Below are 13,735 nucleotides of genomic sequence, written 5' to 3' on the forward strand. Positions count from 1 at the left end.
GGCTGGAAAATGTCGGGGGAGTCTAGCCGATTTGCGTAACCGCCGCTGCCAGGTCCCGGAAGCCGATACCGAGCGCGGCGCGTGCCGGATGGCCGCAACGCGGCTCCCGGCCGATGGTCGACCCATGTCGTTCTTAAAAAATCGCGCCGAATCCGGTACATTGACCGCCAGTTTCCGCGCGTGCGCCCGTTCGACCGATGCCGGTTTCGGCGATCGGGACGGGCGCCGCTCGACCGAATTTCCCCGAATCTTCCCCAATTATCCGAGGACCGCGAGATGAGCGACTACATCATTGCCCCCAGTATCCTGTCGGCCGACTTCGCCCGCCTGGGCGAGGAAGTGGACAACGTCCTGAAGTCCGGCGCCGACTGGGTGCACTTCGACGTGATGGACAACCACTACGTGCCGAACCTGACCATCGGCCCGCTGGTCTGCGACGCGCTGCGCAAGCACGGCGTGACCGCGCCGATCGACGTCCACCTGATGGTCAAGCCGGTCGATCGCATCATCCCGGACTTCGCCAAGGCCGGCGCCACCTCGATCACCTTCCACCCGGAGGCCACCGAGCACGTCGACCGCAGCCTGCAGCTGGTCCGTGACGAGGGCTGCCAGTCCGGTCTGGTCTTCAACCCGGGCACCCCGCTGGACGTGCTGGAATGGGTGATCGACAAGGTCGACATCGTCCTGCTGATGTCCGTCAACCCGGGCTTCGGCGGCCAGAAGTTCATCCCGGCGACCCTCGAGAAGGCCCGCCAGGCGCGCGAGATCATCGACCGCTCCGGCCGTGATATCCGCCTCGAGATCGACGGTGGCGTTTCCAGCGCCAACATCGCCGAGATCGCCGCGGCCGGCGTGGATACCTTCGTCTCCGGTTCCGCGCTGTTCGGCAAGGGCCAGGATTCCGACCCCAACGGCTACGACAGCGTCATCAAGGAGATGCGCGCCGAGCTGGCCAAGGTCAAGTGATGCCACGCTTCACGCCGCGCATGGTGCTGTTCGACCTGGACGGCACCCTGGTCGACTCGGTGCCCGACCTGCTGGTCTCGGTCAACGCCATGCAGCGTGAGCTGGGCAATCCCGAGCGCGCCGAAGAGGACGTCCGCAACTGGGTGGGCAACGGCGTCGAGCGACTGGTCGAGCGCGCGCTGACCAACGATCTCGACGGCACGCCCGATCCGGCCGAGCTCGACGAGGCCCTGCCGGTGTTCAAGCGTCACTACGCCGAGAACAACGGGCAGCACTCGCAGGTCTTCGACGGCGTGCTGCAGGGGCTGGAGTTCGTCAAGTCGCTGGGCCTGCCGATGGGTTGCGTGACCAACAAGGCCGAGGCGTTCACCCTGCCGCTGCTCGAGCAGACCGGCCTGCGCGATCACTTCGAGGTGGTCATCAGCGGCGACACCCTGCCACTGAAGAAACCGGACCCGGCGCCGCTGATCTACTCGGCGGGCTGGTTCCACGTGCATCCCTCCGAGGCGCTGATGATCGGCGACTCGATTTCCGACGTGAAGGCCGCGCGTGCCGCGGGCTTCTCGATCGTCTGCATGAGCTACGGCTACAACCACGGCAAGGACATTCGGGATTTCGACCCGGATGCCGTGATTGATTCCATGACCGAGCTCGCCGGTCTCGTCGGCAGGTAGGCACCATGACGGGCCCAGGGAAGATGGCTGCGGCGATGATGACTACGGGAACGACGCGATGGCGGAGACGATGGCGTAGCTGAACGCGCACTCGTCCCCGTCCCTCGCTTTCCCTTCCGGAGCCCGTCATGCCCAACCGTTTCCAGCCCTACCAGCCCACCCGCCACGACCTCGAACGACTCGCCGGCCAGGGCTACAACCGCGTTCCCGTCACCCGCCGCGTACTGGGCGACTACGACACGCCGCTGTCCGTCTACCGCAAGCTGGTCGAGGGACCGTTCGGCTACCTGTTCGAGTCGGTCACCGGCGGCGAGCGCTGGGGGCGCTACTCGATCATCGGCCTGCCGTCCTCGACGGTCCTGACCGTCCACGGCCACCACGTGGTGGTGAGGCAGAACGGCGAGATCGTCGAGGACGAGACCGTCGATGACCCGCTCGCCTGGATCGAGACCTTCAAGGCCCGCTACCGCGTCTACGAGCCGGTCGACATGCCGCGCTTCCACGGCGGGCTGGTGGGCTACTTCGGCTTCGAGACCATCGGCTATATCGAGCCGCGCCTGGCCAACTTCGATGCCGACGACCCGCTGGGCGTGCCCGACATCCTCCTGATGGCCAGCGAAGAGGTGGTCGTGGTCGACAACCTTTCCAGCGAGCTGCTGCTGGTGACCCTGATCGACCCGGCCGAGGCCGGCGCGCTCGATCTGGCGAACGTCCGCCTGGATACCCTTGCCGCCCGCCTGCGCGAGCCGGTGGCCAATTACGGATCAAGCGCCCCGGGCAAGCCGATCGACGAGAACGACTTCACCGCCACCTTCACCCGCGAAGGCTACGAGAACGCCGTGCGCGCCATCCGCGAGTACATCGCGGCGGGGGATGTCATGCAGGTGGTGCCCAGCCAGCGGATGAGCATCGAGTTCGGCGCCGCGCCGATTGACCTCTACCGCGCGCTGCGCAGCATCAACCCCTCGCCGTACATGTACTTCATCGATGCCGGCGAGTTCACCGTGGTGGGTTCGAGTCCCGAAATCCTCGCGCGCCTCGAGGACGGCACCGTCACCGTCCGCCCCATCGCCGGCACCCGTCCGCGCGGGGCCACCGAGGCCGAGGACAAGGCCCTCGAGCAGGATCTGTTGAGCGATCCCAAGGAGATCGCCGAGCACGTCATGCTGATCGACCTGGGACGCAACGACACCGGCCGCGTGGCCCGGGTGGGCAGCGTCAAGCTCGAGGAGCGCATGATCATCGAGCGCTACTCGCACGTCATGCATATCGTCTCGCAGGTCACCGGCCAGCTCGACGACGATCTCAACGCCATGGACGTCCTGCGCGCGACCTTCCCCGCCGGCACCGTCTCGGGTGCACCGAAGATCCGCGCGCTGGAGATCATCCAGGAGCTCGAACCGGTCAAGCGTGGTGTCTATGCCGGGGCGGTGGGTTACTGGGCGTGGAACGGCAACATGGATACCGCGATTGCGATCCGTACCGGGGTGATCAAGGATGGGCAGTTGCACGTTCAGGCGGGTGGCGGGATCGTTGCCGACTCGATTCCTGCGACCGAGTGGGAGGAGACGTTGAATAAGCGGCGGGCGTTGTTTCGGGCGGCGAATATGGCTAGTCGGGGGTTGGATGTTTAGTCTTGATTGTGTGCTTGGAACGTTTGTGTGAAACACTAATTGCATGAGACTATATTGGTGGGCGTGAATGTAATCAAAAAAATGAAAAAAGGTTTGTTATGAGGATGCGTGCGTTCTTTTTGCCGGTCATGCTGTGTGTTTCTCCCTCTCTACTGGCTTCCGACTGGATGTATGAAGAAAAGCGGGACGCATTTAATGATGAAGACCGGAGTTTTGTTTGGCCAACTGAGGCTAATATCGAAAGAAATCAGCCTGATGTCATTTTGGCCGCTGAGTGCAATGGTGATGATCTTTACGTGTTTTTGGTGCATGGTTATCTGGGAGGGAACCAAGATGACAACGTCAAGGTGGATTTGCGAGTAGATAAGAATTCTGCTTATGGTCCTTCGTATTGGGTTCTGTCAACTACCAATAAAGGTAGCTTTATGCCCATGTCTGATGTTGATTCATACTTGGAAGAGTTGAAGGCAGGGGATTCTTTAGCTATTCGGGTGACTGACCCTATGGATGGCGGGGTGAGTAGTGGGAAATTGTCTCTTTCTGGTTTTTCGGAGAGTGTCGAGAAACTGGCGTGCTATTAGGAAGCGGGTTTTTCAATATTCGATATAATTTAGTGCTTGGCTTTGGTTTTCTTTGACACCGTTGGCGCTATTGGACTTTATCGGCTGGTTCGGTTGAATGGCCCGATATTGAGAATATTAGCGCCCCTTTAGGTGTATGCCAGCGCGTGAGGGCCGTTTCTGGTAAAAGATGGCTCATCAAGTGTTGAGTTCGTGGTCGTACTGCGAGGCGCTGTGGAATAGTTTCACGCGGCGCTTGCGCGAACCGGCATTGGTTGGCTGCAGTGCCCTGCGCGCGAGTCGGTTTTCTTGCTTGTCCAAGAAAACCAACGAAAAGAAGGACACCCCGACGCCTTGGCCCTGCGGGCCTGATCGCTGTGCGATCAGCCTCGCGAACGGGCAATCGCGGAGGGGTCGGTTCGACGCGACGTCGTGTCGCGGCGAACCTCGGGCCGGCGTCCCTGCCGGCCCGACCCTGCGATTCCCCGCTCGCGAGGCAAGGCGTAAGGGGGTTCACCCTTCGATCCACATAATTCACGGACTTCAGCGGCGGACATGCCTTCGGTTTCCGGTGGGATGAACGCCCCAACGGGCACGGCGCTTAACGAAAGTCGCCCCCCCCCCTGACGGCTTGTCTCACGGCCGGCGGGTGGCCGGGGTCGGAGCGACATGGATGTCGCTCCGAGGCTCGCCGCGACACGACGTCGCGTCGAGCCGGCCCCGAGACAGCCGGTGGTCGTGAGGCTTCGAGGTCGGACAAACGTCCGGCCTCGAAGGCCCGAAGGGCCAAGCCGTGGGGTGTCCTTCTTTTCGCCCCTTTTCTTGGACAAGCAAGAAAAGGGGCTCGCGCGCCAGGCAGGGCGGTCGCTATCGGCCGCTCCGCGCAACGGGCGTGCGAAACAATTCACCAGCGTGTATTCGTCTGTTCGGAGTAGTCGGCCAATGGCCGACGTCGGACTGAAGTCCGACCTACAGGGGAAGCGTTGAGGCGGGGAAGGGAAGAGAGCCCTATTTCTCGGGCGCCGTTTCTCCCCAATCCGCCTGGGCCGCCCGACTCTCGTTGAGCGCCTCGTATGCACGCTGGACCACGGCATCGGCATTCTCGTCCTCGACCCGGAAGGCATCCACGCCCACGCTGACGTCGTATGTCGTCGTGGCCTCGGCGTCTTCAACCAGGAAGTAGGCCGCCGCCAGGCGTAGCTTGTCCGCGACCGCCGAGGCGCCGGCAACCGGGGTGTCGGGCAGGATCACGGCAAACTCGTGGTCGGCGATGCGAAACGACATGTCCATGCCACGTAGCGTCTCGCGCAGGCAATCGCCGAAGGCGCGCAGGACGCGGTCTTCGGCCGACGGGCCGTGGTGGTTAATGTACTGGACGATATCGAGCAGGATCAGGCTCACCGGTAGATCGTGTCGCCGATGTTGACTGAACAGGGTGTCCAGTTGGCGCACGAAGTCACGGCGATTGCCCAGGCCGGTCAGATCATCGATCAGCGCCTGCTGCTCGAGTCGCGCGGGCTCACGTCCCTCCGCCTGGTCGAGTTCAGCGGCCATGGAGCGCAGGCGCTCGATCAAGCCTTCTCGATCAAGCGAGTCGATATCCGCCAGCCACTGCGCAGACGGGTTGCTGGAAGGGGACTGACTCACGGGTGACTCCTTTTCTGATCCGGGCGGTGCGCCGCGCGCGATGACGAGAGTAAGTCTAGGCGGGGCCAAGCCAAGGGTAGTCGATTCAGCGCATAAGTCTCGTCTGCTGTTCGGGGTTTGTTGACGCCGTTGGCAGCGCTTGCCGCCGGCCCCGTTGATGCGTGATGCGCAACACGCTACGATCATCCAATGATTCGATCATTCCGCCACAAGGGACTCCGGCGGTTCCACAGGTCGGGCAGTGTCGCCGGGATTCAACCGGCGCAAGCCGGGCGCTTGAGGATGCAGCTTGCCGCACTGGAGACCGCCACGACGATCGACGACATGGACGTGCCGGGCTTTCGTCTACATGCATTGCGCGGGGAACAGGCCAGTCGCTGGTCGATCCGGGTGAGTGGCAATTGGCGGCTGACGTTCGAATTCCGCGACGGCGATGCGCACGTTCTGGACTACGAGGATTATCACTGATGACCATGCACAACCCCCCTCACCCAGGCGAGTTCATCCGCGACGTCTATCTCGAGCCGTTCGGGATGAGTGCGCGCCATCTGGCGGCTCGCATGCAGGTTGCGCCGTCGACGGTCGCGCGGCTGCTGCGTGGACAGAGCGCTGTCAGTCCGGAGATGGCGTTGCGGCTTTCGCGCGCGCTGGGGCGTTCGCCAGAGAGCTGGCTGGCCATGCAGGACATGCACGACCTGGCCGTTGCCCGGTCGCAGATTGACCTGGCCGGTATCGAGCCGTTGACGTTCGACGAGGCGGCTCACTGAGCCGATCGGTGCGCTGGGTCCGCATGGACTGGAATCCTCGTCGGGCTCTGGCATTAGTGTAGTGCTTCGTAATTTCTGGAACATTCAGCGAGCCGCTGGCCGGTCAGATGCAAGGCGCGGCCTCGCCGAAAGGGTGGTTCCCTTTCAAGAGACCGCAACGCCGCAGATGGCCGGCCAGCGGCTCGCTGAATGTTCCAGAAATTACGAAGCACTACACTAGCCGCCATGTTTTCAGCAAACCAAGTTCTGTTTCTCACCCGTGCCGGCTACGAGGGCGACTGCGCCGCCCAGGTGCAGGCCGTCGCCGCCGAGGCTGGCGTGCATGGGTACTGCAAGGCCAAGGCCGATACCGGGTATCTCACCTTCATCGCCCACGACGCGCAGGCACTGACCGAGTGGTTCGAGACGCTTGCACTCGACGAGCTGATTTTTGCCCGGCAGCTGTGCCTCGCGGGCGAGCCGCTGGCCGACCTGCCGCCCGACAACCGGCTGGGGCCGATCCTCGCCGCGCTCGACGGGCAGGTGTTCGGCGGCGTTTTTGTGGAGACGCCGGATGCCGACGCGACCCGGCCGCTGATGCGACTGGCCCGCCAGTTCACCAAGCCGCTGGAGCAGTCGATGCGCAAGCGCGGGCTGCTCGAGCCGGGCAACCGGGAGCTGCCAAGACTTCACCTGACGTTCACCGATTCCACCACCGTGATCCCCGGCTGGTCGCACCCGGGGCAGGCGGCACCGCGACCGATGGGCATCCCGCGCCTGAAGCTCTCCAAGCACGCGCCCAGCCGCTCGGCCCTCAAGCTCGAGGAGGCGCTGATCACCTTCCTCTCGCCCGACGAGCGCCAGGAACTGCTGCGCGCCGGTTTGGAGGCCGTGGATCTCGGGGCCGCGCCCGGCGGCTGGACCTGGCAGCTGGTGCGCGACGGGCTGATGGTCACGGCCGTCGACAACGGCCCGATGGCGGAAGAGCTGGCCGCCTCCCACCAGGTCGAGCACCGTCGCGAGGACGGCTTCACCTTCCGCCCCGAGCGGCCGGTGGAGTGGCTGGTCTGCGACATGGTGGAAAAACCGATCCGCGTGGCGGCGCTGATGGCCGACTGGATGGCGCGCGGCGATTGCCGCCGCGCGATCTTCAATCTCAAATTGCCGATGAAGAAGCGCCAGCAGGCGGTGATGGAGTGTCGGGAGTTGATCGAGGATCGGTTGGTTGCAGCCGAGGTGCCGTTCGAGTTGGATATTCGGCAGCTGTATCACGATCGGGATGAGGTGACGGCTTACTTGCGACGAGTGTCGTAGTCGTCTCTCGTCAGGCGTTGTTTTTGGTTTCGCACGCCGTTGTCGCTCGGTGGTTTGCGGGGTGACGCCATGCCAGGCGCGCCTCGGAGCGCCGTCCATGTCGCCCCGGCCCTGAGCCATCCACCGGCCCCGAGACAGGATGCAATGGGGTTTCTCCGATACGTCTCCCGGCAAGTACGAAGTGCTGTCGCTCTCAATTCAAGTGGGACACCGTATGGCTGGCTTGCCACCTATTCCGGTTTAAAGTTGAGGCGGATCTTTTCCTGCCAGATGGAGCTAATTGCAGGGCGGGGGAGTGGAGACGAGGACTCGATAGCGGAACGGACTGAATCCTTGAAGGAGCTCGTTCCATCGCACCGTTCGATCTTGATTGTTTTGACTTCACCGGACTCCTTCATCCATATCGTCGCAGTGCATGTCCAGCCGACGGAGGCGTCATCGGGACGTTTCCAGTTGTCGCGTAGTTTTTTCTGCACGGCCATGGCCCAGTGGGAAAGGGCTTGGTGTTTCATCTTCTTGTTTTCAGCAAGGATCTCCTGTGTTGTTCGACCGTCGTCTGGTGAGTTGGCGCCGGCGTAGCATCGACGGAATACATGTTCGCCAAAGCCTCGTCCCCCATTGCCGATTTCCCTGGGGCCTTTCGTGTACGCCTCAAGCACGATTGCCTCGCGCGTCGGATCGCCCGCTACTTCGAGCAAAGCATCCGATAGTGGGATTTCCTTTACGAATCGGTCGTTCGCCGTGCGGGATGCGAACTTCTCGAGTTGTTTGCAGGCCTTAATTGCATTTCGCGTATCCATAGCCTCTGTCGCCAGGGCTGGATTGTTGATTACGGTTACGAGCGCGACGGTGATGTAAGCGGTGAGTAAACTGAGGTGCATAGTGGAAGCTCTTCCGTGGCTTTTTGTTGCGAAAACATTTGCTTAATGGGGCAGGAGGGTGCTTAACATTTTATCTCGTTATTAACCCTCTTTCCGCCGTTTTGTCGTTCTTTTGTCGATTGCCTGGCACTCGTGATCTCGTGCACTCTTCTGCAAAGAGTGTGTCATTTTCGACAATTGTCGTGAGGTGAAACGAAGCGCTGGTCCCCCTTGTGCCTTGCCTCGCGAGCGAGGGATTGCAGGGTCGGGCTCGCATGGACGCGAGCCCGAGGTTCGCCGCGACACGACGTCGCGTCGAACCGACCCGTCCGCAATCGCTCGTTTGCGAGGCTGATCGGCGCGGATCTCATCCGCGGCGATCAGGCCCGAAGGGCCAATGCGCCGGGGTGTCCTTCTTTTCGGGTGTTTTCTTGGACAAGCAAGAAAATACCCTCGTGCGCCGGGCACGGCGCCGACTCCATACCTACTCGCGCAACCGGCGCGCGAAATATCAACCAGCGGCACAAACACGTGTTACCCAAGCCACGCGTGACCGCCGTGTGCAACGGAACGGCCACTGACACGGCCTTCGCGAACAAGGCCCGCACCCAAACGCCTACCCATCTCGGTCGATGCGAAAGGCGCGGTCTACCCTCTGGGTGATGGTGCATGGCGGGCGCCATGTCTGTGTGGTTTTCGGCACTTTGAGTGCTTGTCGGTGTCTAGAACCAGGCTACATGTCATATGCGACGGAGGACCCGTAATGAGTCAGAAAACGCAGATGTCCGGCATGAGTTGGGGGCGCTTTACGGCGATGATCGCGACGTCGACCTTCGTCATGTTCTTCTTGATGTACCAGCTGGTCTTCTCGATGGACCACGCTACGTTCAGCCTGAACCGCCTGACGGCCTCCCTGCTGATGGGGTGCGTGATGGCCGTGGTGATGCTCGGTTTCATGTGGCCGATGTACAAGGGGCTGAAGACCAAGATCTCGGTCGTCGTCGTGGCGGCCCTGGTGGGCGTGTTGCTGCTGGCCGTGAACAGGGGTCAGATGCTGATCGACGATGACGACTTCATGAAGTCGATGATTCCCCACCACTCGATCGCGATAAACAACGCGCGCAAGGCAGATATCAGCGATCCACGCGTACGCGAACTGGCCGACGAGATCATCGCCGCGCAGGTCCGCGAGATCGAGTTGATGAAGCGGCTCTTGGACGATATCGATGAAAACGGGGAGCGGGGCGGTGCCAGCCTTCCACCTCGTTCCACCGAGGTGACGCCCGAAATGGAGCGCAAGATCGAAGAGGCGATGAAGTGAGCGAACGCATCGTCTGATTCGTGGCCTTGCGGTGGGGTTACTTATTCTCCTGCTTTCTTTTTGACGGTTGCTCTACCGCCTCAGCGGCGATGCGCATCACCTCGATCCGGGCGTAGCGCTTGTCGTTCGCCGGGATGATGTGCCACGGCGCGTACTCGGTGGAGGTGCGGATCACCATCTCGTTGACCGCGGCCTTGTAGTCGTCCCACTTGTCGCGATTGCGCCAGTCCTCGGGCGTGATCTTGTGCTGCTTGTAGGGCGTCTGCTGGCGGGCCTCGAAGCGCTTGAGCTGCTCATCGGGCGTGATGTTGAGCCAGAACTTGAGCAGGGTGACGCCGTGCTCGGCGAGCTGCTCCTCGAAGGTGTTGATCTCGTGATAGGCGCGCGCCCAGTCGGGCTGGGCGGCGTATTCCTCGACCCGTTCGACCAGCACCCGGCCGTACCAGGAGCGGTCGAAGATGGTCCAGTAGCCGTCGCGCGGCACGTGTCGCCAGAAGCGCCACAGGTAGTGGTGGTCGGCCTCCTCGTCGGTGGGCGCGGCAATGGGGATCACGCGGTAGAGGCGGGCGTCGAGCGCCTCGGTGAGCCGGCGGATGGCCCCGCCCTTGCCGGCGGCGTCCCAGCCCTCGAACAGGGCGACGACCGGCCGGCGCGCCTCGAAGCCCTGCCAGCCGAGGCGGTTGAGCTGGGCGTCGAGCGACCGCTTTCGATGCTTGTAGTCGTCCTTGTCCAGCACGAGATCGTCGGGAACGTGGTCGACGATGGTGCGCCGGGCGCTGTCGGCCTCGGGCAGGGCCGGCGAGTGCGAGACCTTGACGGAGTTCTCGTGGGCTCCGTTTGCCAGGCGGGTTTCGATGGCGCGCAGCAGGGTCTTGCCGGCGGTCAGGTCGCGGAAGTGCGGATCGGTGGCCTCGATCAAGAACCACGGTGCCTCGCCGGTATCCGTCTCGCGCACCACGCGGGTGGCGATCTCGATGAATTGGTCGTAGTGATTGGCCTCCTTGGCCGTTTCCGGGGCCATGTGCCAGTGGCTGGTGGGGTCCTTGCGGCGTTCCTTGACCCGGCGGGCCTGTTCACGCGCTGGCAGGTGGAACCAGAACTTGACCAGCAGCGCGCCGCCGTTGATCAGCATGTGCTCGGTCTCGCGGATGCGTTCGAGCTCGCCGCTGACACCGTCTTCCTCCAGGCGGCCGTGGCGGGCATCCTCGATCAGGCGCTGATACCAGCCGCCAAACAGTACGCCGATCTCGCCGCGCGCCGGCATCGCCCGCCAGTAACGCCACCAGCGCGGGCGCTGCTTCTCCTCGTCGGTCTCGTCCCAGAACACGTGTGTCTGCACGCCGCGCGAATCCAGCCACTCGAGCAGGTGGTTGACGAGCTCGCCCTTGCCGGCCCCGGCCACGCCGTTGATCAGCAGCAGCACCGGCAGGTTGGCGGCCCGCGCCCGCCGCTGGGCATCGAGCAGCTGCAGGCGCAAGGACGGCACGGCGTCCTTGAAATCGGCCTTGGAGAGGCGGCGGCCCAGTTCGGCGGCTTCGAACATGTGGTGTCCAGCATGAGGAGGAAGAGAGGCAAGCCTAGCATTGTGGCCGTCGCCTGCCCGACCCCGCATTTCCCGCCTGGCTGTGCCATTCTCGAACTCTACCCTCGAACGAGCTGCTCCCATGAGTCGATTGCCCCCGCTCTTGCTGTCGCTGGCCCTGCTGGGATGGACGATCGGCGTCGCGACCGCCGAGAACCGCCTGGCGGATACCGCCTCGGATTACCTGCGCGATCACGCCGACAATCCGGTCGACTGGTATCCCTGGGGTGAAGAGGCCCTCTCGCTGGCCCGCGAGCAGGGCAAGCCGATCTTTGTCTCGGTGGGCTATTCCACCTGCTACTGGTGCCACGTCGCCAAGCGCGAGCTCTACGAGGACCCCGAGATCGCCGCGGCGATGAACGAGGGCTTCATCAACATCAAGGTCGACCGCGAGCAGCGCCCCGACCTCGACCGGGTGTTGATGGCCGCCACACGCGCGCTGGGCGAGGGCGGCGGCTGGCCCAACAACGTCTTTCTCACCCCCGAGCTCGAGCCGTTCTTCGCCGGCAGCTATTTCCCGCCCGAGCCGCTGCCCGGCCGCGAGAGCTTTCCGCAGCTCCTCGAGCGTCTGTCCGACCAGTGGCAGTCGGACCGCGAGCCACTGATCGAGCGGGCCGAGGCAACGGCCGAGGCGCTCAGGGAGGGCGCGGATACCAGTCTCGCGCCCGAGCGCATCGACCCGGCCGACTGGCGGGCGCGGGCCATCGAGGCGCTGGAAGGCCAGTTCGACCCGCTGGTGGGCGGCTTCGCCCCGCCGGGGCAGTCGAGCCGCTTTCCGCAGTCGCCCAGGCTGGCGCTGCTGCTCTCGGCGCTCGATGGTGACGACCAGGCCGCGCGGGCGGAACCGATGCTGCGCCAGACCCTGGCGGCGATGAGCATCGGCGCGCTGTTCGATCACGTCGGCGGCGGGTTCCACCGCTACACCGTCGACCCCGAGTGGGCGATTCCGCACTTCGAGAAGATGCTGGTCGACAACGCCCAGCTGGTCGGTCACTACGCGCGGGCCGGGCAGCGGCTGGACGAGGACTGGTTCGATGACGTCGCCGCGCGCAGCGTCGATTATCTCGAGCGTCGGCTGTGGGCGGACGAGGGCGGCTATTTCACCGCGGAAAACGCCGAGCTCGACGGCATCGAGGGCAAGAGCTACGTCTTTACCGCCGAGGAGATCCGCGCGGTGCTCGGCGAGGATGCCGAGGCCTTCCTCGACTGGCACCAGCTGGCCGGCTTGCCGGAAAGCCGGATCGATCACGAGTTGCCTGACGGCGGCGCGGTGAACCTGGCCGTCGGGCGGGCCTGCGCTGCCTTCGAGCAGGGCGGGCTGGCGGAGTCAATTGCCGGGTTCGAGACGGAGTACGCGGCCCTGCTCGAGGCGCGCCAGGAGCGCGGTCTGCCCAAGCGCGATCGCAAGCAGGTCGCCGAGTTCAATGCCCTGACCGGGCTGGGGCTGCTGGCAGCCGCCCAGCCGCTCGACCGGGGCGATTGGCACGAGCGGGCGCAGGCGGTGGGTGACTGGCTCTGGGCGAGGCTTTGGGATGCCGATGAGCAGCACCTGTACCGGCAGGTCTACGAAGGCGAGGTCTCCGGCGAGGCATTTCTTTCTGATCACGCGGCTGCCGGTCGCCTGATGCTGGCGCTGTACGGATCGAGCCACGATATCCGTTGGCTGTTCCGCGCCCAGCGAATCGCCGCGACGATCGAACGCGATTACCTCGACGAGTCGGGGCGGCTGCATGAGCGCCCGCCGGAATCGGGTGGCGGGTTGCCGCTTAGCCCGCCGCTGGTGGGTGACGACGCCGCACCATCGGGGCATTCGCAGGCGGTGGTGTTCCTGCTGGATCTGGGGACCGTGCTCGAGGATGCGGCGCGCCAGGAGCGGGCCGTGCGCGCGCTGGCGGGGTTCGCGGCCGAGGTCGATGCCGCGCCGACCGACTGGGGTTTCCTGGTCGGGGCGCTGGCCCGGCCGTCACGTGCCGAGGTGGTGACGCGCGAGGCGGCGCGACTGGCCGAGGCGACCGAGACCACCGGCGGGCCGGGCGAGACGCGCGATCACGTCGAGGTCGAGGCGCGCGCGGCCGACGGCGGTGCGGCCATCGTCGTGCGTATCACCATCGACGAGGGCTTTCACATCAATGCCAACCCCTCCAGCGAGGACTTCCTGGTGCCGACCCGGGTCACCGCCCTGGATGGCGAGATCGGGCCGATCGACTACCCCGAGGGCAAGCCCTTTCGCGCCGAGTTCGCCCGCTCGGCGATCGATGTCTACGAAGGGGTGCTCGAGTTGCGGGTGCCCGTGACCGGCGAGATGCCGACGCGCCTGCGCCTCGATCTGCAGGCCTGCGATGACGAGGTGTGTCTCGCGCCGGACGAGGTGGAGGTCGAGGTCGAACGGGGTGGCGAATAGCGGGCCGGGCTGATTTTGCCGTGCGGTTGG

The 13,735-nt window shown here is 64.2% G+C and carries 12 protein-coding genes; 9 read left to right on the top strand and 3 right to left on the bottom strand.

From position 1 onward, the window contains the following. Positions 1 to 276: 276 nt before the first annotated feature. From rpe to VWP12_RS03745, 4 genes are all read left to right on the top strand, one after another. Positions 277 to 966, top strand: coding sequence for a ribulose-phosphate 3-epimerase (rpe, locus tag VWP12_RS03730; protein WP_125198078.1), 690 nt, complete (start codon positions 277 to 279; stop codon positions 964 to 966). After that, positions 966 to 1,640: a phosphoglycolate phosphatase gene (locus VWP12_RS03735; protein WP_410474668.1), complete on the top strand. Its 675-nt coding sequence runs from the start codon at positions 966 to 968 to the stop codon at positions 1,638 to 1,640. Before rpe ends, VWP12_RS03735 begins: the two co-directional genes overlap by 1 nt. A 128-nt stretch (positions 1,641 to 1,768) precedes the next feature. Beyond that, positions 1,769 to 3,274, top strand: coding sequence for an anthranilate synthase component I (gene trpE / locus VWP12_RS03740; protein WP_410474669.1), 1,506 nt, complete (start codon positions 1,769 to 1,771; stop codon positions 3,272 to 3,274). A 104-nt stretch (positions 3,275 to 3,378) separates the two neighbouring features. Continuing rightward, the gene (locus VWP12_RS03745; RefSeq protein WP_410474670.1) at positions 3,379 to 3,855 is read left to right on the top strand and encodes a hypothetical protein; all 477 of its coding nucleotides are present in this window, start codon (positions 3,379 to 3,381) and stop codon (positions 3,853 to 3,855) included. A gap of 987 nt (positions 3,856 to 4,842) precedes the next feature. On the opposite strand, the gene VWP12_RS03750 is transcribed toward VWP12_RS03745, so the two are convergent. After that, entirely contained in the window at positions 4,843 to 5,481 is a 639-nt protein-coding gene (locus VWP12_RS03750; RefSeq protein WP_410474671.1) for a GGDEF domain-containing protein, read from the bottom strand. A 189-nt stretch (positions 5,482 to 5,670) separates the two neighbouring features. On the opposite strand from VWP12_RS03750, the gene VWP12_RS03755 reads away from it, so the two are divergent. The 3 genes from VWP12_RS03755 to rlmM all read left to right on the top strand — a co-directional run bounded on the left by VWP12_RS03755 (position 5,671) and on the right by rlmM (position 7,541). Further along, positions 5,671 to 5,949, top strand: coding sequence for a type II toxin-antitoxin system RelE/ParE family toxin (locus tag VWP12_RS03755; protein ID WP_410474672.1), 279 nt, complete (start codon positions 5,671 to 5,673; stop codon positions 5,947 to 5,949). Then, entirely contained in the window at positions 5,949 to 6,248 is a 300-nt protein-coding gene (locus VWP12_RS03760; RefSeq protein ID WP_125198071.1) for a HigA family addiction module antitoxin, read from the top strand. Before VWP12_RS03755 ends, VWP12_RS03760 begins: the two co-directional genes overlap by 1 nt. Before the next feature lie 225 nt (positions 6,249 to 6,473). Then, complete coding sequence (gene rlmM, locus VWP12_RS03765) at positions 6,474 to 7,541, top strand: 23S rRNA (cytidine(2498)-2'-O)-methyltransferase RlmM (protein WP_410474673.1); 1,068 nt, start codon at positions 6,474 to 6,476, stop codon at positions 7,539 to 7,541. Between the two features lie 230 nt (positions 7,542 to 7,771). Here the strand turns inward: rlmM and VWP12_RS03770 are convergent, their stop codons facing one another. Beyond that, positions 7,772 to 8,422, bottom strand: coding sequence for a TonB C-terminal domain-containing protein (locus VWP12_RS03770; protein WP_410474674.1), 651 nt, complete (start codon positions 8,420 to 8,422; stop codon positions 7,772 to 7,774). A gap of 742 nt (positions 8,423 to 9,164) precedes the next feature. Between VWP12_RS03770 and VWP12_RS03775 the strand changes: the two genes are divergently transcribed. Continuing rightward, positions 9,165 to 9,722, top strand: coding sequence for a DUF305 domain-containing protein (locus VWP12_RS03775; RefSeq protein WP_410474675.1), 558 nt, complete (start codon positions 9,165 to 9,167; stop codon positions 9,720 to 9,722). Positions 9,723 to 9,759: 37 nt separating this feature from the next. Here the strand turns inward: VWP12_RS03775 and pap are convergent, their stop codons facing one another. Continuing rightward, positions 9,760 to 11,265 (bottom strand): polyphosphate:AMP phosphotransferase, encoded by a 1,506-nt coding sequence (gene pap, locus VWP12_RS03780; RefSeq protein ID WP_410474676.1) that lies wholly within the window; start codon positions 11,263 to 11,265, stop codon positions 9,760 to 9,762. Positions 11,266 to 11,386: 121 nt separating this feature from the next. On the opposite strand from pap, the gene VWP12_RS03785 reads away from it, so the two are divergent. Continuing rightward, positions 11,387 to 13,705: a DUF255 domain-containing protein gene (locus VWP12_RS03785; protein WP_410474677.1), complete on the top strand. Its 2,319-nt coding sequence runs from the start codon at positions 11,387 to 11,389 to the stop codon at positions 13,703 to 13,705. Positions 13,706 to 13,735: the final 30 nt, after the last annotated feature.

The organism is Guyparkeria sp. TX1 (assembly GCF_046523965.1).
Taxonomy (GTDB): Bacteria; Pseudomonadota; Gammaproteobacteria; order Halothiobacillales; family Halothiobacillaceae; genus Guyparkeria.

Bases quoted from the DNA above. Each gene is read 5' to 3' on its own strand.
- rpe (WP_125198078.1), top strand. From the start codon at position 277: ATGAGCGACTACATCATTGCCCCCAGTATCCTGTCGGCCGACTTCGCC.
- VWP12_RS03735 (WP_410474668.1), top strand. From the start codon at position 966: ATGCCACGCTTCACGCCGCGCATGGTGCTGTTCGACCTGGACGGCACC.
- trpE (WP_410474669.1), top strand. From the start codon at position 1,769: ATGCCCAACCGTTTCCAGCCCTACCAGCCCACCCGCCACGACCTCGAA.
- VWP12_RS03745 (WP_410474670.1), top strand. From the start codon at position 3,379: ATGCGTGCGTTCTTTTTGCCGGTCATGCTGTGTGTTTCTCCCTCTCTA.
- VWP12_RS03755 (WP_410474672.1), top strand. From the start codon at position 5,671: ATGATTCGATCATTCCGCCACAAGGGACTCCGGCGGTTCCACAGGTCG.
- VWP12_RS03760 (WP_125198071.1), top strand. From the start codon at position 5,949: ATGACCATGCACAACCCCCCTCACCCAGGCGAGTTCATCCGCGACGTC.
- rlmM (WP_410474673.1), top strand. From the start codon at position 6,474: ATGTTTTCAGCAAACCAAGTTCTGTTTCTCACCCGTGCCGGCTACGAG.
- VWP12_RS03770 (WP_410474674.1), bottom strand. From the start codon at position 8,422: ATGCACCTCAGTTTACTCACCGCTTACATCACCGTCGCGCTCGTAACC.
- VWP12_RS03775 (WP_410474675.1), top strand. From the start codon at position 9,165: ATGAGTCAGAAAACGCAGATGTCCGGCATGAGTTGGGGGCGCTTTACG.
- pap (WP_410474676.1), bottom strand. From the start codon at position 11,265: ATGTTCGAAGCCGCCGAACTGGGCCGCCGCCTCTCCAAGGCCGATTTC.
- VWP12_RS03785 (WP_410474677.1), top strand. From the start codon at position 11,387: ATGAGTCGATTGCCCCCGCTCTTGCTGTCGCTGGCCCTGCTGGGATGG.